Here is a 23,913-nt window from a genome sequence, read left to right on the forward strand (position 1 = left end):
GCTTCCGCCCATCCGTCGTCGCGTCCCAGGGCGGCGCCGGTCCAGTGGGCGGCGAAGCCCCGGATGAAGGCCCATGCACCACTGCGGTCCTCGACGCCCCTGGCGAGCGATGCGGCGAGATCGAACCCTTGTGTCATGCCGGGACGGTATCCGTCCCGCACATCGGACCTCTTCGCGCCCCGGCACGCCGACCGGGCGTTCCCGGAAGCCGGCAACGCCCGGGCCGTCGGGCCCCGGTCCTGCTCACCGCCGGCCGAGGTGCCGGGGGAGAACTCCCTGTCGCGGCGGCCGGGAAAGGCGGAGACTCGTCCCATGGCTGACATGGGGGCGTTCCGGGAAGCGGTCATCGCGTGGGCGGCCGGCGGCCCCGGCGGCCCGGCGCGCGAGCTGGCCGCGCGGCTGCCCGTCCGGACGGCCGTCCTGCTCGAAGGGCTGAGCGACGTGGCGGCGGTCCACGCGCTGGCCGCGCGCCGCGGCCGGGACCTGGCGGCTGAAGGAGTCTGCGTCCTGCCGATGGGCGGCGCGATGAGCGTCGGACGCTTCGCCCGCATCCTCGGGCCGTCCGGCCTGGGCCTGCGCCTGACGGGACTGTGCGACGAGAGGGAACGCGGCTACTACGCCCGGGCCCTGGAGCAGGCCGGTGCGGCAGGGCAGGGGTTCTTCGTCTGCGCGGCGGACCTGGAGGACGAGCTCATCCGCGCACTGGGCGTGGCACGGGTGACGGAACTCGTCCGGACGGAGGGCGACCTGCGCGCCCTGCAGACCTTCCTGCGCCAGCCCGCACAGCGGGGCCGCCCCGCACCGCAGCAGTTGCGGCGCTTCCTCGGCACGAAGAAGGGACGCAAGATCCACTACGGTCGCGTCCTCGTCGAAGCCCTCGACCCGGATCGCATACCCGCCCCGCTCGACGGCCTGCTCGCCGGCCTCTGACCGCGCCGACCGGCGTCGGGCCCGGCGTGCGGGGCGGGTGTGCGGGGCCCGGACACCGCCCCACGCGGTCGCGGGACCGGCCGCTCGCCACTGCCGTCCGGCCGCGCCCAGGGGCTCCCGGACGCAGGCGTTCGGGGCATCCGGGGCGCTCGCGACCACCCCGGCGCCCGAGCCGTTGGAGCAAGCAGAAGGCCCCGCCCCCGGCGAGCGGGAGCGGGGCCTTGATCGAGCGCCGGGCAGGCCTTGCACCTGCATCTCCCCGCAGGAAGCGGGGCGTCTTTCCTTGGACCACCAACGCGCGGTGCCAGCCGAACAGTTCGGTGGCGCGTGCAGGATCATCTTACCGCAACTTCCGCCGGAGGCGCGCCCGGTGGGGACCGCCGGCCGGCGAGCGGCACGGACGCGCCGCGGAACCGGTGCCGGCCGGGTAGGGGAGGCCGCCGCGGGCCCCGCCCCGGACAGGGCGGTCCGCGGACGCGGTCACCGCAGTGCGCCGTTGCGTCTGCCCTCGTCGAGCAGGGCCCGCACCAGGGCGGGCTTCGTTCCCGGCGCCACGAACCACAAGGGCTCGGCGGAGTGCCTCCTCGCGATCTCGACGCGGTGGGCGGCCGCGACGAAGCCCACCATCGCCAGCTGCCGTACTTCCGTCACGTCGCTCCACGCCACGGAGTCGCGCACCCTGCCGAACCTGTCGGTGACGGCCACACCGCCCCAACACAGGTAGCACCTGTTCACACCGAGCCGGGCGGTCAGCCGGCGCCAGCCGGACCTCAGGGCGTACACCCCGGCCACCACGGCCGTCGTGACGGCGATCTTGAGGGCGGCGTCGTCGGGCGGGTCGACGACCGCGGCGCCGATCAGGACGGCCCAGAACAGCAGCAGGAACCCCCGCATCACCTGCGCCACAGAGCCCGTCACCGGGTCGACGACGCCGTGGTCGCCGCGGATCTCGCCGAGCCCCGGCCCGGCCACTCTGCCTCGCACGGACGATCCCACGGCTCCCCCCTCGGCCCGGCCCGGTCCCACGACGTGTGGTCGGCAGAACGGACATACCCGCACCGCGGGCGGGCCGAACCCGGCCGCGGGATACACTGACCGGCTGCCTTTCGACAGGAGATCACGCCCGGTGTCCCAGAATCCTCAGACCACGTCCGACGGAAAGGGCCGTTCCGGTCTGCGGGCCGACTGCGCGAACTGCTTCGGTCTGTGCTGTGTGGCGCTCCCGTTCGCCGCGTCGGCGGATTTCGCGATCGACAGGGACGCCGGCACGCCCTGCCCCAACCTCCAGCAGGACTTCCGCTGCGGCATCCACGCCCGCCTGCGGGACAAGGGTTTCCCGGGCTGCACCGTCTTCGACTGCTTCGGCGCCGGGCAGAAGGTCTCCCAGCTCACCTTCGCCGGCCGCGACTGGCGCGGCGATCCCGGCACCGCCCGGCGGATGTTCGACGTGTTCGACGTCATGCGCCCGCTCCAGGAACTGCTCTGGTACCTCACGGACGCGCTCGCCCAGCGGGCGGCGCGCTCACTGCGCGACGAGCTGGCCAGGGCGCGGGACGAGGTCGAGCGCCTCACCCAGGGCAGCCCCGAGGAGCTCGCCGGGCTGGACGTGCCGGCGCTGCGCGGCGAGGTCAACGAACTGCTGCTGAGAGCGGGCGAGTTGGTGCGTTCCCAGGTCAGGGGGCGCGGGCCGGGCCACCGGGGGGCCGATCTGATGGGCGCCAGGCTGCGCGGCGCGGACCTGAGGGGCGCCGACCTGCGCGGCGCCTACCTGATCGGCGCGGACCTGCGGGGCGCCGACCTGCGGTGGTCCGAACTGATCGGGGCGGACTTCAGGGGCGCCGACCTGCGAGGCGCCGACCTCACGGGGAGCGTCTTCCTCACCCAGCCGCAGGTGAACGCGGCCAGGGGGGACGCCGCCACCAGGCTGCCCCCGGGAATCGAGCGGCCCTCGCACTGGCCCGCCGGCCGAACCCCCCTCCAGGGGGAGGACCGGCCGGGCGGGGGCCGGGGCGGTCCGGCCCGGAGCCGGGCTCCCCGGCGCGACGCGGCGCCCCGCCGGGAGCCCACCGGCCGCAGGCCCCGGGGCGGGCGGTCCTGAGAGGGCGTCCGGCGCGGGCACGGGTCCGGCCGCCGGGGACGCAGGCGACCGATCCGGGCGTGCGGCCCGGGACCGAGTGCACCGAGACGGTGACGCCGCCGCCCAGGGAGAGGGCCTCGCCGCCCCTGGCGAGCAGGGAGGGCTCCATCTCGCCGGAGACGACGGCCTGCGCGGCGGCCGTCGCCTTCGCCCCGCCCTCGGGACCGCCCAGGTGCCGGCCCCGTCCCGCGGGGTACTCGTCCACGTGGGCCCGCCATGAGCGGAGCATCGGCGCGTCGGCCTCGTGGATCACCACCCGGGCGTGCCGGCCGGTGAGCTCCCACAGGGCGTGGGCCCCGGCGGGCGTCGGGGAGACGGTTCCCGTACGGCCGCGCAGGGAAGGCATTCGGACCGGCGCGTCCCTGGAATCGGCTTCCTCCGGGAGAGCACGTGCCGTCCGGAGCGCATCCGGGACAGTCCGACGGAAGGGCAGGAATCCGAGGCATGACCGAGGCGATACGCGACAGGCTCAGGGGGATTCCCGTCTTCGCGCACGCGGGACACGTCGGAGCGGAGGACTTCGAGGACTCCGGACTGCCCGAGAACCCCGTGCCGGTGGTGGCCGAGTGGATCCTCGCGGCACATGCGGCCGGGCAGCCGGAACCGCACGCGATGAGCCTGTGCACGGTCGACGCCCAAGGGATCCCGTCGAGCCGGGTCCTGCTGGTGAAGGACGTCGACGCCGACCGTCTGTTCTTCGCCACCCCGGCCGACAGCCGCAAGGGGACGGACATCGCGTCGAACCCGCACGTCGCCGCCCACTTCTACTGGCCCGTCACCGGCCGGCAGGTGCGGATCACGGGGACGGCCTCCGCCCAGGACCGGGACGCCTCCGAACGCGACTTCGCCGAGCGCGGACGCGGCTCCCGGCTCTCCGCCCACCTGCACCGGCCGGGCCCGCTGCCCGACCGCCGGACCGCGCTGGAGGAGTTCCGGCGCCTCGACGCGCTCCATCCGGACCGGGTGCCGTGCCCGCCGAGCTGGACGCTCTACGCGATCACCCCCACCGAGGTGGAGTTCTGGGAAGCCGGCACGGACCGCGTCCACCACCGTGTGCGGTACCGCAGGGACACGGCCGGGGACGCCTGGCGGCACGAACTGCTGTGGCCCTGAGGACGGGAGACACCCCTGGCCGGTGCGGTCCGGCCAGCCCACGACGGACCGCTCGTGGGCGCCCCGGCGTCCGATGACGCGCGCCGGACCGCCGGGGACGCCGTCCCGTCCCCGGCGGCATTCGCCGGCGCCACGCGGCCTCCGCCGCCGACCCGTGGACGGCCGGAGCCGGGCCGGAGCCGCTGTTCGAGGTCAGCGAGGGGTGAGGAGGCAGAACTCGTTGCCTTCCGGGTCGGCCAGAATCGTCCAGTGGAGCGCGGACTGGTCGATCCCCGGGTCGGTGGCGCCCAGGGCGCGCAGCCGGGCCTCCTCGGCCGCCATGTCGTCATCCGGATAGGGGGCGATGTCGAGGTGCACACGGTTCCACACGCTCTTGGTGTCGGGGGTGCGGAGGAACTCCAGGTACGGGCCGACGCCCTTGGCGGAGCGCAGGGTCGCGTGGTCGTCGGTCACCTCGTGCAGCGTCCAGTCCAGCGCCTCGCCCCAGAACCGGGCCATCGCCCGCGGGTCGGCGCAGTCGACCACCACCGCGGCGATCGGCCCGGTGTCCCGGTGGGCCTCCCGGGGCTCCAGGACGCAGAACTCGTTGCCCTCCGGATCGGCCAGCACCGTCCACGGCACGTCGCCCTGGCCCACGTCGGCGGGCGTCGCCCCGAGGTCCTTCAGACGCGCGACCAGCTCCGCCTGATGGGCGGTCGAGGTGGTGGCCAGATCGAGGTGCACCCGGTTCTTCACCGTTTTGGGTTCCGGGCGGGTGACGATGTCGATGCAGACGGCCGCGGGGTCGGGGTAGGCGAAGCCCACGGGTTCGAGGTTGGTCACACCGGGCGCCTCGCTGTCGACACCCCAGCCGAGTGCCTCCGCCCAGAACCGGCCGAGCGCGGAGTCGTCCCGGGCCTTCATGTTGATCTGCACGAGTCTTGTGGCCATGCGCGGATCCTAGAAGCCGCCGCCGGCCCGGGCCGTCATTATCGGACATGCGCTCGACCCGGTGTCGGTCATGGCCGCCCCCGCCGGGACCGCACGAGCCCTTGCGGACGAACCGCCCCCCCCGGTGCGGTGCGGGCCGGGGAGGGATCACCGGATTCCGCCGTCGCGTCCGGGGCCGGGACACGCCCGGCCCCGGACGCGACGGCGCCCGCGGCCTGTCGAGGCCGCGGGCACCGGATGGTCGCCGGGACGGGTCCGCGTCAGGCGGACGGGGTCTCGGCGGGGGACGCCGGGGCCTCGCCCTCGTCCAGGGCGACGTCCTTGGTCTCCTTGCCGATGAGGAGGGCGGCCAGGGTGAGGACGGCCATCACGGAGAGGTAGACGCCGACCAGCCACGGGGAGCCGTCGCCGGTCTCCCAGAGGGCGACCGCGACGAAGGGGGCGACGGCCGCGCCGAGGATGGAGCTGACGTTGTAGGAGACGCCGGAGCCGGTGTAGCGGACGCTGGTCGGGAAGAGCTCCGGGAGCAGCGCGCCCATCGGGCCGAACGTCATGCCCATCAGGGTGAAGCCGAGGACCAGCCACAGGACCACGCCGAGCGTGCCCAGGCCGATCAGCGGCACCCAGACCAGGCCGAAGACGACGATGCCGGCGGTGACCCAGGCGAGGGTCTTGCGGCGGCCGTACTTGTCCGCGAGCGGGCCGGAGACCAGGGTGAACACGGCGAAGAACAGCACACCGAAGATCATCATCAGGACGAAGGAGGTGTAGCTGTAGCCGAGGCCCGGGACGTCCGCGTCCTCGGGGGTGCGGCCGTAGCTCAGCGAGAACGTCGTCATCAGGTAGAAGAGGACGTACGTCGCCAGCATCGCGAAGGTGCCGAGGATCAGCTGCTTCCAGTGGTGGCGGAAGACGGTGGCCAGCGGCAGCTTGCGGACCCTGCCGGTCTCCTGCGTCTTCGCGAAGACCTGCGACTCGGCCAGGCGCATCCGCACCCACAGGCCGATCGCGACCATGACGGCCGAGAACAGGAACGGGAGCCGCCAGCCCCAGCTCAGGAAGGCCTCGGAGGGCTGCGAGGGGTCGGCGCCCGCCTCGGAGGGCAGCAGCGCGCCGATGATCAGGAAGAGGCCGTTGCCGAGGATGAACCCGAGCGGGGCCCCCAGCTGCGGGAACGTGCCCCACAGCGCGCGCTTCCCGGCGGGGGCGTTCTCGGTGGCGACCAGGGCCGCGCCGCTCCACTCGCCGCCCAGCGCGAAGCCCTGCGCGAGCCGCATCAGCACCAGCAGCGCCGTGGCGATCCAGCCGGCCTGCGCATAGGTGGGCAGGACGCCGATCAGGAAGGTGGCGATGCCCATCGTGAGCAGCGAGGCCACCAGGGTGCCCTTGCGGCCGATGCGGTCGCCGAGGTGGCCGAAGACGATCGCGCCGATCGGGCGGGCGACCATCGCCGCGCCGAAGACCGCGAAGGAGGAGAGCAGGGCCGTGGTCGGGTCGCTGCTGGGGAAGAAGAGCGTCGGGAAGACCAGGACCGCGGCGGTCGCGTAGATGTAGAAGTCGTAGAACTCGATCGTCGTGCCGATGAGGCTGGCGACCAGGACGCGGGACCGGGAGTTGACGGGCGCGGCCCCGGCCGGGGACTGCGACGGGGACTGGGGCTGTGCCTGGGCGGACCCGGCGGGAGGAGCGGACATTTCTGGAACTTTCCCACGAGGGTGACGTTCGGCCGCCGACGTGGAGGGCCGACGGTCCCGCTCGGCGGCGCAGGTCCCCCTCGTGGCAAGGCCGCGCGGCCGGTGCGGGCGCCGCAACGATCTCATGTATCTCACAACTTGATTAGAGGTCGTCCAGAATGTGGAACTATGGACGGTGATCGGCGGGGAGGCGCCGGCCCTCGCGGGGGAAGGACGCCCACCGCCCGAGCCCCGCGCTCCCGCCCCGCGCCGTCCCGGCGGTGACGCGGACGCCCCCGCGGGGAGGCGCGCCGTGCGAACCGGGCGCTGCCGGACACGAGGGGAAATGATCCGCACGCCGACCACCGGCGTGCTTGGATTTCCGTCCGTGCCCGCATACGACGAAGAGTTCCTCGCCCATGTCGCGAACCGACTCGCGTCGCTGCCCCACGTGGAGGCGGTCGCACTGGGCGGCTCACGAGCCACCGGCACCCACAGGCCCGACAGCGACTGGGACTTCGCCGTCTACTACCGCGGAGCGTTCTCGCCCGAGAGCCTGCGCGCCCTCGGGTGGCCGGGAGAGATCACCGAAATCGGCGGGTGGGGCGGCGGCGTGTTCAACGGTGGCGCCTGGCTCACAGTCGACGGCCGGCGCATCGACGTGCACTACCGCGACCTCGACGACGTCGAGCACCGGCTCGCCGAAGCACGCGAAGGGCGCTTCCGCGTCGAAAGGCTGCTGTTCCACCTCGCCGGCATTCCGACCTACATCGTCGTCGCCGAACTCGCCGTCAACCGGGTCCTCCACGGCGACCTGCCGCGTCCCGGCTACCCCGACGCACTGCGGCGTCACGCCCCCGAACGCTGGTGGGGCGACGCCCGGCACACCCTCTCCTACGCCCGTGCCGCCCACGCCGAACGCGGACATCTCGCCGACTGCGCCGGTGCGATCGCCGTCGCCGCCTGCCAGACGGCTCATGCGGTCATGGCAGCCCGCGCCCAGTGGGTCACCAACGAGAAGACGCTCCTCGAACGAGCCGGCCTCCGGAACCTCGACCGCGTCCTCGGCGACCTGACTCCGCGGCCGGACGTCCTGACCGCCGCTGTCGACGAAGCGACGGACCTGTTGCAGAGGGCGGTCGACGAAGCATGACACCGCCGGCTCCGGCGAGCGCCGGGCCCTTTCCGCCGGCCGCCTGCCTCTTCGGGACCACTTCGCGTCCGCGGCGGCGCAAGGGAACCTTCCGGACGCCGCGCGGCCTCCAGCGCGCCCGGCCGTTCCCGGCGCGCGCCACCGGCGTCCCGGGGCGGCCGGGCACCGGCGTCCTCGCGGATCCCCGCGCGGCCGTCCCGGCAGGCCCGGCACCGCGGTGCCGGGCCTGCCGGGCGTGATCACCCGATGATGGCCACGGGGGCGTCCCAGGCGTTGCGGTCGACGGTGATGGTGTGGCCGCCGCGGGTCTCCCTGCTGTTGACCATGTACTGGTGGCCGCGGCTGTGGGGAGTGAACAGCTTGGGGTCCCAGGGCCAGTCCGCGGTGGTCGTGTTCTTCTTGTCCCACAGCGCGTACCAGAGGTTGCCCGGCAGGTCCGTCCGGTCCTTGGCCGTGGCGATGGCCTTGGCGCTGGAGCTGCTGAAGCCGTAAAGCCCAGCGCGGTAGGTCTTGGCCCGCAGGGTCCTGGTGAAGGAGCGCACGTACGTCAGAGTGGCGTCGTTGCACGCCTTGTTCGTGATGTCGTACGACTCCATGTTGAGGTAAATGGGGCTGCCGGGCTTCATGCCGAGCGCGGAGGCCTTGGCGATCGCGTCCTCGGCGTTGCTCTTGCCGATGGCGGCTGCCGTGGTGGCGGTGAACCTCTCCGGGTTCCTGCTCGTCTGGCAGGGAGGCTGGGCGCCGACGTAGAGCGGGATGAGCTTGTAGCCGAGGGAGCTGACCGACTTCACCCAGGACGCGGTGAGGTTGGGCTGGGCGCAGCCGCGGTTCCTGCCGCCGACGTACACGGCGACGGCGCCGTAGAAGCCGGTGTCCCAGGACCTCATCGCGGCCAGCGAGGGCGCGGTGCAGGTGTCGAACGCGCGGCCGGTGTAGGTCTTCTGCGCGGGCCAGACAGTGGCCGCCGTCGAGGTCTGCGCGGTGATCCCGGCGCCCGCGACCACGGCGGCCCCGGCCACTCCCCAGGCGATGTACCTGCGCTTTTTGGACTGCCGGTGCTGGGCCATGTCCCCACCCCATTCAGGTCGCGGCCCGGGGCCGCGGTCGGCGTACCCCTCCCCGGAGGCCGCGTGTGCGGAGGGGCGCCGTGCGCAGTGCGGTCGCAGTGCGCGGTCGCAGTGCTCGGTGCCGCTCGCGGCGGCGTGGTACGGCTCCGATGGCCGGAGCGCTCCGCACCATACCCGAGCCCCGCGCCCCGGCCACCGGCCGGTGCGCCGATCCGGCCGGACTCCGCCCACCCCGCCCGCGTCGGCCGGGCGGACGACGCCCCGGTCCAGCCGTGCGGGCCCGCGCCCCGGCCGCCCCCGCCCGCGGGGGCGGCGGCTACCGGCTCGCGTAGGGCAGCAGGGCCATCTCGCGGGCGTTCTTGATCGCGCGGGCGAGCAGGCGCTGCTGCTGGACGGTGACGCGGGTGACGCGGCGGCTGCGGATCTTGCCGCGGTCGGAGATGAACTTCCGCAGCAGGTCGGTGTCCTTGTAGTCGATGTAGTCGATTCCGGCGGCGTCCAGGGGGTTGGGACGGGGCTTGGCCTGCTTGCGGGGGTCGGGGCGGCGGGGCATGGGGTTCCTCGGTTCTCGTGTGTCGGTTCTCGTGTGCCGGGTGCCGGACCGGTTCAGGCGGGGTCCAGCAGGGGGTCGAAGGCGGCCGGGAGACGCCTCCACGCCTCGGGCCCGGCGGCGTACTCGGCGTCGGTGAGCAGGCAGGAGTCGAGCAGCCGCACCAGGCCCTCGCGGTCCAGGCCGGGGGAGGTGAAGACGAGGTGCTGGCAGCGGTCGCCGTGTTCGGGGTGCCAGTCCAGCGCGGCGGCCGTCCTGCGGACGGGGTCGACCATCTCCCAGGCCGCGTCGGGCAGTGACGCCAGCCAGGGGCCGGCGTTCTCGACGCAGAGCGCGCCGCCGGCGCAGTCCCAGGCCAGCAGGGTGTCGGGGCGGTCGGCGAGCCAGAACCGGCCCCGGCTGCGGGCGGCGGCGCAGGCGAGGTCCTCCAGGGCTTGGTGGAGCCGCTCGGGGTGGAAGGGGCGGTGGCGGCGCCAGACGAGGGTGGCCACCCCGGCCTCGTCCGCCTCCTGGGGCAGCCGGGTGCAGGCCGGGTGCTGCGCGGCGGCGGCCATGGCCGTGTCGAAACCGGCGAAGGCCGCCTCGGCCAGCTCGCCGGAGTCGGCCGGCACCCGCCGCGCGGTCGGGTGGAGCTGGGCCAGGAGGGCGTGGTCCTCCTCGTCGGCCTCCGGGTTGTCCACGACGGCGAGTACGGGCGCGTACTCGAGCTGCCGGGCCCAGGTGTCGGCGACGGTGCGCCGGTCGGAGGCGGCCGCGGCGAGGCCGGCGTCGGCCAGGTCGTCCCCGTTCGCCAGGCAGGGCAGGACGAGCGCGGGGTCGACGGCGGTGATCACGGCGGTGATCCGCAGCGCGTCGCCGCCGTGGGCGGCGATCACCTCGGCCATGCCCCTGGGCTCGACGGAGTCCCAGAGTTCGACGACGGCCAGCCGGACCGTGCCGGTGTCGGCGAGCCGCTCCAGTTCCGGGATCAGGTCCTCGCGGAGCGCGCAGCAGGCGCAGTCGTTGACCAGCGGCGTCTCGCCGGAGTCCAGCTCGCCGGAGGCGTCGCGGACGGTGCGCCGCACCATGCCCTCGGCCGCCGGGGCGAGGTCGTGGTGGAGGGCCACGCTGCCGGGCACGTCGCGCAGCAGCGCGGCGACGGCCTCGCGCCGGGCGTCGGCGTGGAGCCCGGCGACGATCGCGACGGGCATCGCCCGGGTCTCCGCCATCAGCGGGCCTCGCGCTTTCCGTAGCGGCGCTCGAAGCGTTCGACGCGGCCGGCGGTGTCCAGGACCCGCTGGGTGCCGGTGTAGAAGGGGTGGCTGGCCGAGGAGATCTCGACGTCGACGACGGGGTAGGTGTTGCCGTCCTCCCATTCGACGGTCTTGTCGCTGGTCATGGTGGAGCGGGTGAGGAAGGCGAAGCCGGCCGCCCGGTCGCGGAAGACGACGGGGCGGTACGGCGGGTGGATTCCGGGTCTCACGGTGGTGTCCCTCCGGTGGTGGGGTCGGGGTCAGCGCTCTTCGCGGAAGTCGACGTGCCGGCGGGCGACGGGGTCGTACTTGCGCAGGACCATCCGGTCGGGGTCGTTGCGGCGGTTCTTGCGGGTCACGTAGGTGTAGCCGGTCCCCGCGGTGGAGCGGAGCTTGATGACCGGGCGCAGTTCGTTGCGTGCCATGGCGGCTAGTATATGACAATGGTTTCCATTATCGAAAAGGGAGCCGTCCACCGAGAGGAAGGAACCCCGTGTCCGCCCACTGCCAGCTGACCGGCGCCAAGCCGGGCTTCGGCAACCGCATCTCCCACTCCCACCGGCGCACCTCCCGCCGGTTCGACCCCAACATCCAGCGGAAGCGGTACTGGCTGCCCAGCGAGGGCCGCCACGTCCGGCTCACCCTCAGCGCCAAGGCGATCAAGACCGTCGACGCCATCGGCATCGAGGCGGCCGTGGCCCGCATCCGCGCCCGGGGAGGGAAGGTCTGATGGCGAAGAAGAGCAAGATCGCCAAGAACGAGCAGCGCAAGGCGGTCGTCGCCCGGTACGCGGCCCGGCGCGCGGAGCTGAAGGAGATCCTCCGCCGTCCGTCCTCGACCGACGCCGAACGCGCCGCCGCCCTGGCCGAGTTGCGCCGCCAGCCGCGAGACGCCAGCGCCACCCGGGTGCGCAACCGCGACGCGGTGGACGGCCGGCCGCGCGGGCACCTGCGCAGGTTCGGGCTGTCACGGGTGCGGATGCGGCAGCAGGCACACGCCGGCTTCCTTCCCGGAGTCACCAAGTCCTCCTGGTGACACGCCGCTTCGCGGCGGGGCGGCCGACCGCCCCGCCGCGAGGGCGGTGATGCGGCGCGTTCCGGACCGGAGGCCGGCGCGGCCGGATTCAGTCCTCGGCCCCTCTCCGCACCCGGCGGGAGGGAGCGAAGGCGTAGAGGTCGAGCATGCCGGGCGGATCGGCGAGACCGGGGCCGCCGTCGCCGGCCCAGGCGGCGATGTCGGCGGTGGCGTCGGGGTCGTTGACCAGACCGAGCCAGACCGGCCGGCCCCCTGCCGCGCGTCCGGCGGACGAGGGCTGGACGACCACGACGTTGGCGTGTTCGCACGCGTCCAGGCAGTCGGTGACGCGCACGGTCGCGATGCCGTCCAGCGCCCGGCGCAGGTCCCGTAGCTGGGCGGCGTGGTCGAGCCCGGGGATCTTGGCGCTGCCGCAGCAGCAGCCGCGGCAGACGGTGACCGTGCACCGTGCCGCTCCCGCCGGCGGGACGGGGGCGGCACGGCGGGTTCGCCTGCTCATACGGCGTCTCCTTCGGAGGTGTTCTTCCAGGCGGCCTCGCGCAGCAGACGCAGCCCGTTGAGGCCCACGACGACGGTGGAGCCCTCGTGTCCGGCGACGCCGAGGGGCAGCGGCAGGGTACCGAACAGGTCCCAGGCGACGAGGACGGCGATGAACGTCCCGGCGACGGCGAGGTTCTGGACCACCAGCCGGCGCGCGGTCCGGGACAGCCGCACCACGGCGGGGACGGTGGCCAGTTCGTCGCGGACCACGACGGCGTCGGCGGTCTCCAGGGCGAGGTCGGAGCCCGCCTTGCCCATCGCGATGCCGCAGTGCGCGGCGGCCAGGGCGGGGGCGTCGTTGACGCCGTCGCCGACGACGAGGACCCTGCGGCCCTGCCCCTCCCATTCCCGCACGGCGGCGACCTTGTCCTGCGGCAGCAGCCCGGCGCGGACGTCGGTGATGCCGACCTGGGCGGCCAGGTGCTTCGCGGCGCGCTCGTTGTCGCCGGTCAGCAGCACCGGCGGCCGTCCGGTCAGCTCGGTCAGCGCGGCGACGGTGGCGGCGGCGTCCGGCCGCAGCCGGTCGGCGATCCCCAGGACGCCGACGGGGCTCCCGTCACGGAGCACCACGACCGCGGTGCGCCCGGCGTCCTCCACCTCCCGGACGGCGTCGCGGACCGGGCCGGCGCCGCCGGGCAGGAGCCGGTCGGGGGAGCCGACCTGGACCGTGTGGCCGCCGACGGTGGCGCTCACGCCCCGGCCGGGGGCGGAGGCGAAGCCGGCCGCGTCGGCGACGGCGAGGCGGCGTTCGCGGGCGGCCTCGGTGACGGCGCGGCCCAGCGGGTGCTCGCTGGGGTGCTCGGCCGCGGCCGCCAGGGCCAGCAGCCCGTCGTCGGTCAGGCCGCTGCCGGGCAGCGGGCGCAGGTCGGTGACGCGCGGGGCGCCCTCGGTGAGGGTGCCGGTCTTGTCGAGCGCGACCGTGTCGATCTGCCCGAGGCGTTCCATGACGACCGCGGACTTGGCGAGCACGCCGTGGCGTCCGGCGTTGGCGATGGCCGACAGCAGCGGCGGCATCGTGGAGAGCACCACCGCGCACGGCGAGGCCACGATCATGAACGTCATCGCGCGCAGCAGCGCCGACCGCAGCTCGTCGCCGAGGGCGAGCGGGACGGCGAAGACCGCCAGGGTGGCGATCACCATGCCGATGGAGTACCGCTGCTCGATCTTCTCGATGAACAGCTGGGTGGGGGCCTTGGTCTCCGAGGCCTCCTCGACCATCTTCACGATCCGGGCGATCACCGTCTCGGACGGGTCCCGCTCCACTCGTACCGTGAGGGCGCCCGTGCCGTTCACGGTGCCGGCGAACACCTCGTCCCCGGCTCCCCTGGCCACCGGCAGCGGCTCGCCGGTGATGGTGGCCTGGTCCACCTCGCTCTCCCCGGCCAGGACCCGGCCGTCCGCTCCGATCCGCTCGCCCGGCCGGACCAGGACGGTGTCCCCGACCGCCAGTTCACCGGCCGGGACGGTCTCCTCGCCCCCGCCGGGCAGCAGCCTGGTCGCGGTGGCCGGGGCGAGGTCGAGCAGGCCGCGCACCGAATCGGCGGTGCGGGCGGTCGCGACCGCCTCCAGGGCGCCGGAGGTGGCGAAGATGACGATCAGCAGCGCCCCGTCGAGGACCTGGCCGATGGCCGCGGCGCCGAGCGCGGCGACCACCATGAGCAGGTCCACGTCCAGGGTCTTCTCCCTCAGGGCCTTGCATCCCTCCCAGCCCGGCTCCCAGCCGCCGGTGGCGTAGACGGCGGCGAACAGCGGGCCCCACAGCCAGGCGGGCGCGCCCAGCAGGTACAGGGGGAGGGCGGTCAGGAACAGCACCAGGGCCGCGAGCGCCCAGCGGGCCTCGGGCAGCGCCAGGATCCGGGTGCGCCGCCGTGGAGGAGCGGCCGGGCGCGCGCCCGGCGGCGCCGGGGTGGTCAGTGTGGAGGTCATCGGCGAAGAACCTTCGGTGGGCGGGGGATCCGACCTCCACACCATACAGGAACGAATGAACATCCATTCATGTAATCGTGTCCGTAGGATGGTGCGCATGGGCCACGGAGCGAAACCCCCCGAGAACAGCGGCGCGGTCCCGCGCACCCGGCTGACCGCGCAGAACGCGCCCAAGGTCGCCGAGACCCTCCAGGCCCTGGCCACCCCCTCCCGCCTGCTGATCCTGGCCCGGCTGCGCGAGGGCCCCTGTCCGGCCACCGAACTGGCCGCCGCCGTCGGCATGGAGCAGTCCGCCTGCTCCCACCAGCTCCGCGTCCTGCGCACCCTCGGCCTGGTCACCGGCACCCGCCAGGGCCGCTCCGTCGTCTACGCCCTCCACGACGACCACGTCGCCGAACTCCTCGACCAGGCCCTCTACCACGTCGAGCACCTGCGCCTGGGCATCACCGGCACCGCGGCCGGGGCGGCCTCACCGGCCACCGCCCCCTGAACGACCGCCCCGCCGCGGCCGGGCGCCGCGCGGAATCAGGAGTTCCGGGTGTGGTGGTCCACCAGGCGGGTGAGCAGCCGCACGAACCGGTCGCGTTCGGCCGGGCTCAGCGGTGCGAGCAGCTCGTCGTGGAGGTCGTCCAGGACCTTGTCGAGGCGGCGCAGGTGGCGGCGGCCCCGGGCGGAGATCGTGATGACGTTGCGGCGCCGGTCGTCGGGGTCCGGCGCCCGCTCGACGAGACCGCGCTCGACCAGTTCGTTGAGCACGCCGACCATGTCGCTGCGGTAGATGCCGGAGCGGCTGCTCAGCTCCGCCTGGCTGCCCGGCCCGTACTCCTGCAGCGAGGCGAGCACGGCGTAGTGCCACTTGCGGGCGTCGGCCCGGGCCAGCCCCTCGGCGATCAGCCGGTCCGACCGCACGGCCAGCTGCGACAGCAGCCGGCTCGCCCGCCGCCGCAGCCTGTCGGGCGTCCTGAGCGCGCCGTCCTCGGGCACGTCCGCGGTCTCGGCTCCGGTCATGGCACTCATCCTGTCCATTGCGTTAGTCCGACTAACGGTATACGTTCACCGACGCCCAGAACGTTAGCGCGACTAACGCTCATCGAGTGAGCCCCGAGGAAGGAAGCCCATGCCCACCAGAACGGTGCGGATCCCCACCGCGGACGGCCGGGCCGACGCCTTCGCCGCCTTCCCCGGCCACGGCGAGCGGCACCCGGGGGTGCTGATGTACGCGGACGGCTTCGGCATCCGGCCCGTGCTGCGGGAGATGGCCCGCGAACTGGCCGGGCACGGGTACTACGTGCTCGTCCCCAACCTCTTCTACCGGCACGGCCCGGCGCCGGTGATCGAACTCCCCGGACACATCGGGGAAGAGGCCCGGCCCGCGGTCATGGCCAGGCTGATGCCCCTGATCGAGGCGCACACCGCCGAACGCGCCCTGCGCGACGCCGACGCCTACCTCCGGTTCCTCACCACCCGGCCCGAGGTCGCCCCCGGGCCGGTCGCGGTGACCGGCTACTGCATAGGCGGTCTCCTGGCGATGCGCACCGCGGCGGCCCACCCCGGCCGGGTGGCCGCCGTCGCCGCGTTCCACGGCCCCGTGGGCGCCGGCGGGCCCGACGGCCTGCGCCGCCTCCTCTCCGGGCTCACCGCCGAAGTCCACCTCGGCCACGCCGAGACCGACATGACGCCCGAGGCCCTCGGCGAGCTCAACCGGGCCCTGGACGCCGCGGGTGTCGACCACACCTCCGAGATCTACCCCGGCACCGTCCACGGCTTCACCATGTCCGACACCGACGCCTTCGACCCCGCCGGGCTGCGGCGCCACTGGGACCGCCTGCTGCCCCTCCTCGCCCGCACCCTGACCGGCGGCTGAGGACCCGGCCCGGCCACCGGGTGTGCGACCGGTCTCGTGCGGCAGCGCTCGGCGAGCCGGCGCCGCCCCTCGACGCCGGGAGGCGCGTTCCCGTGCGTCATGCGGTTGCGTCATGCGGTTGTGTCATGCGATGGGCCCGGGGCGGAGGCCCGCTCGGCGGTGTCCCGCCGGGCGATGGCCTCGGCCACCTGCTCGATGGCGGCGCGCAGAAGGGCGCCGTAGGCGTTCCGGGGGAGATCCGGGGCGTGCTTTCCGGCCGCGTCGATGTGCTCGGTGGCGGCCTCGAAGGATCCGAGCCGGCGGTGGTCGTCGGCGAGGTTGAGGTGCAGGGACGGGTAGAAGCCGGCGATGCGGAGGCCGGCGTGATGCTCCTGGACGCGCTGCTCGGTCAGGGCGTCGGCGGCGTCCAGGGCCCGGACGTCCCAGGTCAGAGCCTGGGCGGGGTGGTCGTGGAGGTCCGCCAGGTGATGGGCGAGGGTGCAGCGGTGCAGCGGGTCGCCGGTGACGCCGATCGCGGACCACAGGTCCAGGAGCTTCCGGCGGGCGGAAGCGACGTCGCCGGCTCGGCCTTCGGCGACGGCTCGGCCGATGGCTTCCATGGTCGGGTCGGGGCCGGTGGGAGTGGAGGTCATGGCGGGCTCCTCGTCGTTCTCGATCAGGGTTCTCGCTCAGGCGGGGTGGTCGGGCTTGACGGGCATGGCCAAGGAGGTCAGATCGCCGCGGTCGGCGGAGCGGATGGTGACGGGCCGGTCGGGTCCGCGCAGGTCGAGCATCAGGTCGGGGCCGATGGCGGTGCTGACGGCCGGGTAGAGCGTGGTCAGCTCGAAGGAGATCCGCAGGTCCTGACCCGTCACGGTGGCCGGGAGCGGGAAACCGGGGTGCTCGTCACCGGCCGTCAGGACGTTCAGGCCGTGACGGGTCGCCCACAGGGCGATCCGCTCTCCCGGGTGTTCCTCCAGAGCTCGCAGGAGCAGGTCCTTCGGGACCGTCACCCGGGTGGTGATCTCGGGCAGCGATGCGAGCATCAGCCGGTGGTCGGGGAACTCCTCCGGCAGCAGCCGGCAGTGCCGGTCCTCCCGGTCCGCCATGCGCAGCCGGATCCCGTGCGGCGTCGCTTCGATCCGCACCAGCGCGCTGCGTCGGATCTCGGCGGCCGCGGCCCGCAGCTCGTCGCCGTCGACCGTGGCGGCCCATGCCGTGGTCGCCGGTTCGGCAGGCACCACGGTTCGTGTCGAGAGCCGGTAGCGGTCCGTCGCGGTCAGCGTGACCGCCTCAGGGGTCGCCTCCACGCGCAGTCCACCGAGTACCGGGATCCCCGGATCGCGTGCGGTCGCGGTCAGGACCTGCTCGATCGCGTCCGCCAGCACGGGCCCCTTCAGCGCGGCGATCGGCAGGTGGGGCACGTCGGCGAGCGACGACTTGATCAGAACGGCCTTCCGCCGCACCGCTGCCGCGTCCCTGAGGACCTTCGCGGCGTGCTCGTCGATCAGGCGGGACGCCTCGTCGGGTTCGGCGTCGAGGACCGCCTCGACAGTGGTGAGGGGCATGGCGATCTCACGGAGCCGGCGCAGCGCGGTTGCCCGTGGCACCTGGTCGGCGCTGTAGTGGCGGTAGCCCGTGACCGGATCGACCTCGGCGGGAGGAAGCAGCCCGGAGTCGGCGTAGAAGCGCAAGGCGCTCGGGGTCAGGCCGGTGCGGCGGGCGAAGACCCCGATCGGCATCAGTTCGGAATGCGGCACCCCGCCATCGTCGGGCTTCAACCAACTCGAAGGTCAACACCGGCCGGGGCCGGCCGCGCCGTCTCAGCCCCCGGAGCGGGGTTCCCGTCCCGCTCCCGGACCGGGCGGGACGGCGTCGGGGGTGGGGTGGCAGGCCAGCACCCGGTCGATTCCGGTGAGGGACAGCAGGCGTCGCACCGGCCCGCTGGGAGCGATCAGGGCCAGGCGCCCGCCGGCCGCCCGGGCGGTCCGGTGGGCGAGGAGGAGACGGGTGACGCCGGTGGAATCGATGAAGGACACGCCGGACAGGTCCAGCAGGACCGCGGCGGCGCCCGCCTCCAGAGCCGATCGGACCTCTCCGGTGACGAGATCGGCGCTGTGGTGGTCGAGTTCGCCCACCAGGACCAGCAGGAGACGGCCGCCGCTCAGGGGGCGGACCTCCACGCTCAGCGTCTCGGGCGGCTCGGGCCGCTCGTGCGTCTCGGGCGGGGGGTGCGGGGCGTCCCGGTCGTCGTGCATGGCCCCTCCTCGTCGGGTTCCGCTGTCGTCTGCCCGGCCGGGCACCGTCAGGGGGTCAGTTCCTGCTGGTGGCCGCCGCGCCATTCGGCGAGCAGGACGGTGGCGTCGTCGTCCAGCCGATCGGCGTGGTGCTCCAGGACGGCGTGGACCAGGCGGCGCAGCGTCTCGTGCAGGGTGAGGCGGCCGGAGTGGTGGCGCAGGACGAATTCGACGAAACGGTCCAGGCCGAACTCCCGGCCCTCCGTGTCGCGGGCCTCGGTGATGCCGTCGGTGTACAGCACGATCCGGTCGCCGGGCTGGAGCTGCTCGTGGCACACGGTGATCGGCAGGCCCAGATCCGTGCCCATCGGACCGGCCGGGGGACACTGCAGCTGCTGCCACCACCTGCCGGTGCGGACGAGCACCGGCAGGTGGTGGCCGCGGTTGACCCAGCTCAGCCGCCCGGTGTCCAGGTCCAGATCGGCGATGATCCCGGTGGCGTAGCGGCTGGTGCCGAACTGCCCCACCAGGGCCTCCTCCACCTTCCGGCTGGTGCCGGCCAGGTCGGCGCCCTGACGGCGGGCGTTGCGGCAGGCGGCCACCGCCACGTTGGCGGTGAGCCCGGCGGTGGCGTCGTGGCCCATGGCGTCGAAGATCCCCAGGTGAAGGGTGGTGTCGGCCACGGCGTAGTCGAAGGCGTCGCCGCCGATCTCGTAGGCCGGCTCCGAGACCGCGCCGATGGTGACGTCGTGCCCGGCGAAGGCCGGCGGCGGAGTGAGGTTCCACTGCATCTCGGCGGCCACGTTCATCGGCGCGGTGCGGACCAGGCGGGCGTAGGAGTCGCTGAAGGACCGCTTGCTCAGCAGCAGCAGCGCCATCACCGAGGACAGGGCCCGCAGCGCGTAGCGGGTCTCCTCGTCGTCGCCGGGGGTGTCCGCGCGCACCACGCCCAGGCGCTCCACGCCGTCGGTGATCGGCGCCCACCACCGCCGCAGCCCCTCGGCGGTCCGGTTCGGTTCGGCGACCAGGTCCACCCGCTGGTAGGCCAGGCCCGGCAGCGTGCCGTCGATGCGCAGCTCCAGCCCTCCCCGGCCCGCGTCCGGTCCGTGGCCGGTGACCTCCCGCAGCACGGTCTCCTGCAGGTCCACCAGGAAGAAGACGACGTGGCGCAGGCCCGCGGCGGAGACGTGCCCGGCCACCATCTCCGGCAGCTCCTCCAGCGTCGCGACATGGCTGGCCAGCACCAGCTCGACGAAGGGCTGCGACACCCGCGCGGTGTCGGCCATGGTGGAGCCTCCTTACGGGACGGGCCGGTCCCGGCGGCCGCGCGGCGCGGCGGGGAGCGCCCGGTCCTCCCCGGCGCCGGGACGGGAGGAACGGGGGCTCTCCGGCTGCCGGTTCCCGGCCCGGGGGACCGGCGTCAGGAGTCCTTGAGAGGGTCGTGGCCCCAGTTCATCAGGGAGTGGCGCCAGGCGGTGTCGGTGGTGTCGCCGGAGGGCCGCTGGGCCAGGTGGCGTTTGATGTAGCCGGTGACCTTGCGCATGTGGGCGACGTCGTCGTCGCTCAGGTCGGACTTCGCGGTTCGCAGCAGGTCGACGATGCGGCGGCCGGAGGCGTGGCCGGTGCTCTCCTCGCCGCCCTCGTGCTGTCCGGCGGCCCGGGACTCCTCGCTCTCCAGCCAGTCCTGGAGCTGTTTGGGGGTGAGGTTGACCAGTTTCCCGAACTCGGCGACGGTCTCGTCGCGGTCGTGCTCAGTCATCCTCGGCATCCTTCGCGTTCCTCCTGCGCAGGGCGTCGGGGCGGTGGACCGCTTCGCCGCCGGACTTCTCGCTGCGCACCCGGTACTGCGGATCGTCGGGGGAGGCGTCCACCGTGCGGCCCCCGGCCTCGGTACGGGAGGTGATCTCCTCCTCGACCCGGCCGGTGGCCTCGCCGCCGTGGCTCTTCCAGGAGACCTCGTCGCCCTTGCGCGGCCTCTCGCTCTTCTTCGTCATCGGTCCTCCCGCGGGGGTGGGACGGGGACTGTCCACCGTCCCGGCGCAGACTTGCGGGGTTTCACGCTTTCCGGGTTCCATGCCGCGCACCTGCTCCCACCGGAGGGAACCGGGGCCCGGAGCGGCGGGGCGGCGGCCCGCCCTGCGTCCGCCGGGTGGTTCTCCCCGCCGGCGGCATCGGCCGCGGACGAACGGGTACACGTCCGCCGCCGACCGACCGTTCGACCCCGGGGGAGGCCGCCGGTGAGCGACCGCATCGCGGACGTCTGGGGAACCCGCACGCCGCACGCGAAGGACACGCCCTGGCCGGTGCGGGTGGACACCCATCTGGACGCGCCGCTGACCGAGGAGGACGTGGACCGGTGGGTGCAGTCCGCGTGCGTGCTGTGCAGCAACGGCTGCGGCTGCGACATCGCGGTCAGGGACGGCCGCATGGTCGGCGTCCGCGGCCGCGCGGCGGACACGGTCAACCACGGACGTCTGGGACCCAAGGGGCTGTACGGCTCGTGGCAGTGGAGCCGCACCGACCGCCTCACCCGCCCCCTGGTCCGCGACGGGAGCGGAGAACTGGTCGAGAGCGACTGGGACACCGCCATGGGCCGCATCGTCGAACGGTCCAAGGAACTGCTGGCGAGTGACGCGGGAGCGCTCAGCCACGGCTTCTACACCTCCGGCCAGCTCTTCCTGGAGGAGTACTACACCCTGGCGGTGATCGGGAAGGCGGGCCTGGGCACCCCGCACATGGACGGCAACACCCGGCTGTGCACGGCGACCGCGGCGGCGGCGCTGAAGGAGAACTTCGGCTCGGACGGCCAGCCCGGCTCCTACGGCGACATCGAGGCCACCGACGCCGTCTTCCTGTTCGGGCACAACATGGCCGAGACCCAGACGGTGCTGTGGGCGCGCGTCCTGGACCGGATCCACGGCTCCGACCCGCCGAGGATCGTGTGCGTCGACCCGCGCACCACCAAGGTCGCCGAGGCCGCCGAGGAGACCGGCGGGGTGCACCTGGCGCCGCTGCCGGGCACCAATCTGGCGCTGATGAACGCCCTGACGCGCGAGATCGTCCGCCGCGGCTGGACCGACGAGGACTACATCGCCCGCCACACCCTGGGCTTCGACGAGCTGAAGGCCGTCGTCGAGCCCTACACCCCCGAGCACGCCGCGCGGATCTGCCGGGTCCCGGCCGACGACATCCGCCGCGCCGCGGAGATCTTCGGCACCTCCGAGCGGGTGCTGTCCACCGTCCTCCAGGGGTTCTACCAGTCCCACCAGGCCACCGCCGCCTCGTGCGCGGTGAACAACCTCCACCTGCTGCGGGGCCTGCTGGGGCGGCCCGGGTGCGGGATCCTGCAGATGAACGGCCAGCCCACCGCCCAGAACACCCGCGAGTGCGGCGCCGACGGCGACCTCCCGGGCTTCCGCAACTGGGACAACCCCGCCCACATCCGGCAACTGGCCGGCCTGTGGAACGTGGACCCGCTGGTCATCCCCCACTGGGCGCCGCCGACCCACGCCATGCAGATCTGGCGGTACTGCGAGCAGGGCTCCGTCAAGCTGCTGTGGATCTCCGGGACCAACCCGGCCGTCTCCCTGCCGGAACTGCCCCGCATCCGGGACATCCTCGGCCGGGACTCCCTGTTCACCGTCGTGCAGGACGGCTTCCTCACCGAGACCGCCCGCTTGGCCGACGTGGTGCTGCCCGCCGCGCTGTGGGGCGAGAAGCAGGGCACGTTCACCAACGTCGACCGCACCGTGCACCTGTCGGAGAAGGCGGTCGAACCGCCCGGCCAGGCCCGCAGCGACCTGGACGTCTGGCTGGACTACGCCCGGCGGATGGACTTCCGCGACCGGGACGGCGCCCCACTGGTCAAGTGGTCCGACCCGCAAGGGGCGTTCGAGGCGTGGAAGGAGTGCACCCGCGGCCGGCCGGTGGACTACACCGGCCTGTCCTACGACAAACTCCGCGGCGGCAGCGGCATCCCCTGGCCGGTCGACGAGGCGGCGCCGCACGGCACCGACCGCCTGTACGCGGACGCCGAGTTCCCCACCCACGCCGACGTCTGCGAGACCTACGGACACGACCTGCTCACCGGAGGCGCGATCGGCGAGGAGGCCTACCGCGCCAAACGCCCCGACGGACGGGCGTTCCTGAAGGCCGCCCCCTACGTGCCGCCGCCGGAGACCCCGAGCGAGGACCATCCGTTCGCCTTCACCACCGGCCGCACCGTCTACCACCTCCACACCCGCACCAAGACCGGACGGGCCCGGCAGTTGCGCCGCGCCGCGCCGCGGGTGTGGGTGGAGCTGTCCGCCGGCGACGCGACACGGCTCGGGGCGGCCGAGGGAGACCTGGTGCGCCTGGAGTCCCCCCGGGGCGTCATGGAGGCCCCGGTGCGGATCGGCCGGGGCCGCGACGGAGTGGTGTTCGCCCCCTTCCACTACGGCTACTGGGACCGGCCCGGCACCGGCGGCGCCGCACCGGACGGGCACCCGAGCGCCGCGAACGAGCTGACGCTCACCGAGTGGGACCCGGTCTCCAAGCAGCCGCTGTTCAAGGTGGGCGCGGTCCGGGTCACGAGGATCGCCGACGCCGCCGGCCCGTCCCCGGCCCCCACCACCACGGCCTCCGCGCCGGCCGACCCGGCCGGGATCCCCGCGACCGCCGGCAGCCCGGACGCCGGCGTGACCGAGCAGGTGGGCGCCGCCCCGCCGCCGAAGCCCCCGCGGCAGCCGGAGGACTCGCCGGAGCAGCCCGGTTCCGGGGGAAGCACCGCGTCGGCCGCCGGCCGGGGAGGCCCGGAAGGCGCGGAGGGCCCGGAGGGCCCGGGGGGCACGGAAGGCACGGAAGGCACGGAGGGCACGGAGGGACGACCATGAACCTCGCCGTCTACGTCGGCCTGCAGCACGCCGCCTCCCGGACGCTGGCCGACTCCTTCCGCCAGGTCGCCGAGGGCCATGCCGCCGAACCGGACGTGCACCACCTCTGCCGCACCCTGGCGGACCTCAGCGACACCCACGTCGACAGGCTCGCCCCCATCGCCGACCGCTACGGCGAGCAGCGGGTGGACGAGCCCGAACGGCTGCACGCCCAAGGACTGGCCCAGCCCCGCTCCGGCGGCGTCGGGCTGCTGCGCGACCTGCAGGACCTGTACACCCTGGCGTCCTTCACCGACATCACCTGGACCGTCCTGGGACAGGCGGCCCAGGCGACGCGCGACCGCGAACTGCTGGACGTGGTGCGGGCCTGCCACACCGACACCCAGCGGCAGCTGCTGTGGCTGAACACCCGCGTCAAGCAGGCCGCCCCCCAGGCGCTCGTCGCCTCCGGAGCCGCCACGTGAGCCAGGAGCCGGGCGGACTGCCGGAGAGGGCCGCACAGCGCGCCGGCCGGGACCGTCCCCGCGGACGTCGGGGCCGTCCGCTCCCGCGGGCCGGCCGTCCCCCGCTCGCACCCGTCCGCACCGTGTTGCGCACCGAGGCCCCGATGTCCGCGCGGACCCGCCGGCACGGGAAGCCCGGGAGCGCCGCGATTCCGGCAGGTCCGGTGAGC

The 23,913-nt window shown here is 74.1% G+C and carries 27 protein-coding genes; 10 read left to right on the forward strand and 17 right to left on the reverse strand.

Annotated features, from left to right (window positions below; all coding sequences use genetic code 11):
• Positions 1–312 precede the first annotated feature (312 nt).
• Positions 313–930, forward strand: a complete 618-nt coding sequence (locus ABD358_RS06775) for a TOPRIM nucleotidyl transferase/hydrolase domain-containing protein (protein ID WP_344629930.1) — start codon at positions 313–315, stop codon at positions 928–930.
• Positions 931–1,410: 480 nt separating this feature from the next.
• On the opposite strand, the gene ABD358_RS06780 is transcribed toward ABD358_RS06775, so the two are convergent.
• Positions 1,411–1,914: a hypothetical protein gene (locus ABD358_RS06780; protein WP_344629931.1), complete on the reverse strand. Its 504-nt coding sequence runs from the start codon at positions 1,912–1,914 to the stop codon at positions 1,411–1,413.
• Between the two features lie 142 nt (positions 1,915–2,056).
• On the opposite strand from ABD358_RS06780, the gene ABD358_RS06785 reads away from it, so the two are divergent.
• Both ABD358_RS06785 and ABD358_RS06790 read left to right on the forward strand, forming a co-directional pair.
• Complete coding sequence (locus ABD358_RS06785) at positions 2,057–3,028, forward strand: pentapeptide repeat-containing protein (protein ID WP_344629932.1); 972 nt, start codon at positions 2,057–2,059, stop codon at positions 3,026–3,028.
• A 483-nt stretch (positions 3,029–3,511) separates the two neighbouring features.
• Positions 3,512–4,180 carry a pyridoxine/pyridoxamine 5'-phosphate oxidase gene (locus tag ABD358_RS06790; protein ID WP_344629933.1) on the forward strand — a complete coding sequence of 223 codons (669 nt, stop codon included), beginning with the start codon at positions 3,512–3,514 and terminating at the stop codon, positions 4,178–4,180.
• 192 nt (positions 4,181–4,372) lie between these two features.
• On the opposite strand, the gene ABD358_RS06795 is transcribed toward ABD358_RS06790, so the two are convergent.
• Together ABD358_RS06795 and ABD358_RS06800 are read right to left on the reverse strand one after the other, a co-directional pair.
• Positions 4,373–5,110 carry a VOC family protein gene (locus ABD358_RS06795; RefSeq protein WP_344629934.1) on the reverse strand — a complete coding sequence of 246 codons (738 nt, stop codon included), beginning with the start codon at positions 5,108–5,110 and terminating at the stop codon, positions 4,373–4,375.
• Positions 5,111–5,370: 260 nt separating this feature from the next.
• The gene (locus ABD358_RS06800) at positions 5,371–6,804 is read right to left on the reverse strand and encodes an MFS transporter (RefSeq protein WP_344629935.1); all 1,434 of its coding nucleotides are present in this window, start codon (positions 6,802–6,804) and stop codon (positions 5,371–5,373) included.
• 325 nt (positions 6,805–7,129) lie between these two features.
• Here ABD358_RS06800 and ABD358_RS06805 point away from each other — a divergent pair, with 325 nt between their 5' ends.
• Complete coding sequence (locus tag ABD358_RS06805) at positions 7,130–7,936, forward strand: nucleotidyltransferase domain-containing protein (protein ID WP_425576265.1); 807 nt, start codon at positions 7,130–7,132, stop codon at positions 7,934–7,936.
• Positions 7,937–8,175: 239 nt separating this feature from the next.
• On the opposite strand, the gene ABD358_RS06810 is transcribed toward ABD358_RS06805, so the two are convergent.
• The 5 genes from ABD358_RS06810 to rpmG all read right to left on the reverse strand — a co-directional run bounded on the left by ABD358_RS06810 (position 8,176) and on the right by rpmG (position 11,210).
• The gene (locus tag ABD358_RS06810) at positions 8,176–9,003 is read right to left on the reverse strand and encodes a glycoside hydrolase domain-containing protein (RefSeq protein ID WP_344629937.1); all 828 of its coding nucleotides are present in this window, start codon (positions 9,001–9,003) and stop codon (positions 8,176–8,178) included.
• A gap of 316 nt (positions 9,004–9,319) precedes the next feature.
• On the reverse strand, positions 9,320–9,556 hold the full coding sequence (rpsR, locus tag ABD358_RS06815) for a 30S ribosomal protein S18 (RefSeq protein WP_344629938.1): 237 nt from the start codon (positions 9,554–9,556) through the stop codon (positions 9,320–9,322).
• Positions 9,557–9,609: 53 nt separating this feature from the next.
• The gene (locus ABD358_RS06820; RefSeq protein WP_344629939.1) at positions 9,610–10,761 is read right to left on the reverse strand and encodes a CobW family GTP-binding protein; all 1,152 of its coding nucleotides are present in this window, start codon (positions 10,759–10,761) and stop codon (positions 9,610–9,612) included.
• The gene (locus ABD358_RS06825) at positions 10,761–11,015 is read right to left on the reverse strand and encodes a type B 50S ribosomal protein L31 (RefSeq protein ID WP_344629940.1); all 255 of its coding nucleotides are present in this window, start codon (positions 11,013–11,015) and stop codon (positions 10,761–10,763) included. The genes ABD358_RS06820 and ABD358_RS06825 overlap by 1 nt, the downstream gene beginning before the upstream one ends.
• 30 nt (positions 11,016–11,045) lie before the next feature.
• On the reverse strand, positions 11,046–11,210 hold the full coding sequence (gene rpmG, locus ABD358_RS06830; protein ID WP_344629941.1) for a 50S ribosomal protein L33: 165 nt from the start codon (positions 11,208–11,210) through the stop codon (positions 11,046–11,048).
• A gap of 68 nt (positions 11,211–11,278) precedes the next feature.
• Between rpmG and rpmB the strand changes: the two genes are divergently transcribed.
• Together rpmB and rpsN are read left to right on the forward strand one after the other, a co-directional pair.
• On the forward strand, positions 11,279–11,515 hold the full coding sequence (gene rpmB, locus ABD358_RS06835) for a 50S ribosomal protein L28 (RefSeq protein ID WP_344629942.1): 237 nt from the start codon (positions 11,279–11,281) through the stop codon (positions 11,513–11,515).
• Entirely contained in the window at positions 11,515–11,820 is a 306-nt protein-coding gene (gene rpsN, locus ABD358_RS06840) for a 30S ribosomal protein S14 (protein WP_344629943.1), read from the forward strand. Before rpmB ends, rpsN begins: the two co-directional genes overlap by 1 nt.
• Before the next feature lie 88 nt (positions 11,821–11,908).
• On the opposite strand, the gene ABD358_RS06845 is transcribed toward rpsN, so the two are convergent.
• Together ABD358_RS06845 and ABD358_RS06850 are read right to left on the reverse strand one after the other, a co-directional pair.
• Positions 11,909–12,319, reverse strand: a complete 411-nt coding sequence (locus ABD358_RS06845; RefSeq protein ID WP_344629944.1) for a (2Fe-2S) ferredoxin domain-containing protein — start codon at positions 12,317–12,319, stop codon at positions 11,909–11,911.
• Positions 12,316–14,286 carry a heavy metal translocating P-type ATPase gene (locus ABD358_RS06850; protein ID WP_344629945.1) on the reverse strand — a complete coding sequence of 657 codons (1,971 nt, stop codon included), beginning with the start codon at positions 14,284–14,286 and terminating at the stop codon, positions 12,316–12,318. Before ABD358_RS06850 ends, ABD358_RS06845 begins: the two co-directional genes overlap by 4 nt.
• Before the next feature lie 97 nt (positions 14,287–14,383).
• Between ABD358_RS06850 and ABD358_RS06855 the strand changes: the two genes are divergently transcribed.
• The gene (locus tag ABD358_RS06855; RefSeq protein ID WP_344629946.1) at positions 14,384–14,776 is read left to right on the forward strand and encodes an ArsR/SmtB family transcription factor; all 393 of its coding nucleotides are present in this window, start codon (positions 14,384–14,386) and stop codon (positions 14,774–14,776) included.
• Between the two features lie 35 nt (positions 14,777–14,811).
• Here ABD358_RS06855 and ABD358_RS06860 read toward each other — a convergent pair whose 3' ends face one another.
• Positions 14,812–15,294, reverse strand: a complete 483-nt coding sequence (locus ABD358_RS06860; protein ID WP_344629947.1) for a MarR family winged helix-turn-helix transcriptional regulator — start codon at positions 15,292–15,294, stop codon at positions 14,812–14,814.
• Positions 15,295–15,403: 109 nt separating this feature from the next.
• Between ABD358_RS06860 and ABD358_RS06865 the strand changes: the two genes are divergently transcribed.
• A complete protein-coding gene (locus ABD358_RS06865) occupies positions 15,404–16,150 on the forward strand; it encodes a dienelactone hydrolase family protein (RefSeq protein ID WP_344629948.1) in 747 nt (248 codons plus the stop codon).
• A 110-nt stretch (positions 16,151–16,260) separates the two neighbouring features.
• Here ABD358_RS06865 and ABD358_RS06870 read toward each other — a convergent pair whose 3' ends face one another.
• From ABD358_RS06870 to ABD358_RS06895, 6 genes are all read right to left on the reverse strand, one after another.
• Positions 16,261–16,782: a hypothetical protein gene (locus ABD358_RS06870; RefSeq protein ID WP_344629949.1), complete on the reverse strand. Its 522-nt coding sequence runs from the start codon at positions 16,780–16,782 to the stop codon at positions 16,261–16,263.
• 36 nt (positions 16,783–16,818) lie between these two features.
• Positions 16,819–17,889 (reverse strand): DNA polymerase III subunit beta family protein, encoded by a 1,071-nt coding sequence (locus ABD358_RS06875; protein ID WP_344629950.1) that lies wholly within the window; start codon positions 17,887–17,889, stop codon positions 16,819–16,821.
• A 63-nt stretch (positions 17,890–17,952) separates the two neighbouring features.
• Positions 17,953–18,387, reverse strand: a complete 435-nt coding sequence (locus ABD358_RS06880; protein WP_344629951.1) for an STAS domain-containing protein — start codon at positions 18,385–18,387, stop codon at positions 17,953–17,955.
• A gap of 47 nt (positions 18,388–18,434) precedes the next feature.
• Positions 18,435–19,652, reverse strand: coding sequence for a PP2C family protein-serine/threonine phosphatase (locus tag ABD358_RS06885; RefSeq protein ID WP_344629952.1), 1,218 nt, complete (start codon positions 19,650–19,652; stop codon positions 18,435–18,437).
• A gap of 134 nt (positions 19,653–19,786) precedes the next feature.
• Complete coding sequence (locus tag ABD358_RS06890) at positions 19,787–20,125, reverse strand: DUF3140 domain-containing protein (RefSeq protein ID WP_344629953.1); 339 nt, start codon at positions 20,123–20,125, stop codon at positions 19,787–19,789.
• Positions 20,118–20,360, reverse strand: coding sequence for a hypervirulence associated TUDOR domain-containing protein (locus ABD358_RS06895; RefSeq protein WP_344629954.1), 243 nt, complete (start codon positions 20,358–20,360; stop codon positions 20,118–20,120). Before ABD358_RS06895 ends, ABD358_RS06890 begins: the two co-directional genes overlap by 8 nt.
• 243 nt (positions 20,361–20,603) lie before the next feature.
• Here ABD358_RS06895 and ABD358_RS06900 point away from each other — a divergent pair, with 243 nt between their 5' ends.
• On the forward strand, positions 20,604–23,240 hold the full coding sequence (locus ABD358_RS06900) for a molybdopterin oxidoreductase family protein (RefSeq protein ID WP_344629955.1): 2,637 nt from the start codon (positions 20,604–20,606) through the stop codon (positions 23,238–23,240).
• Positions 23,237–23,704, forward strand: coding sequence for a hypothetical protein (locus ABD358_RS06905; protein WP_344629956.1), 468 nt, complete (start codon positions 23,237–23,239; stop codon positions 23,702–23,704). Before ABD358_RS06900 ends, ABD358_RS06905 begins: the two co-directional genes overlap by 4 nt.
• The last annotated feature ends 209 nt before the right edge of the window (positions 23,705–23,913 follow it).

The sequence above is a fragment of the Streptomyces glaucosporus genome (assembly GCF_039533345.1).
GTDB lineage: Bacteria > Actinomycetota > Actinomycetes > Streptomycetales > Streptomycetaceae > Streptomyces > Streptomyces glaucosporus.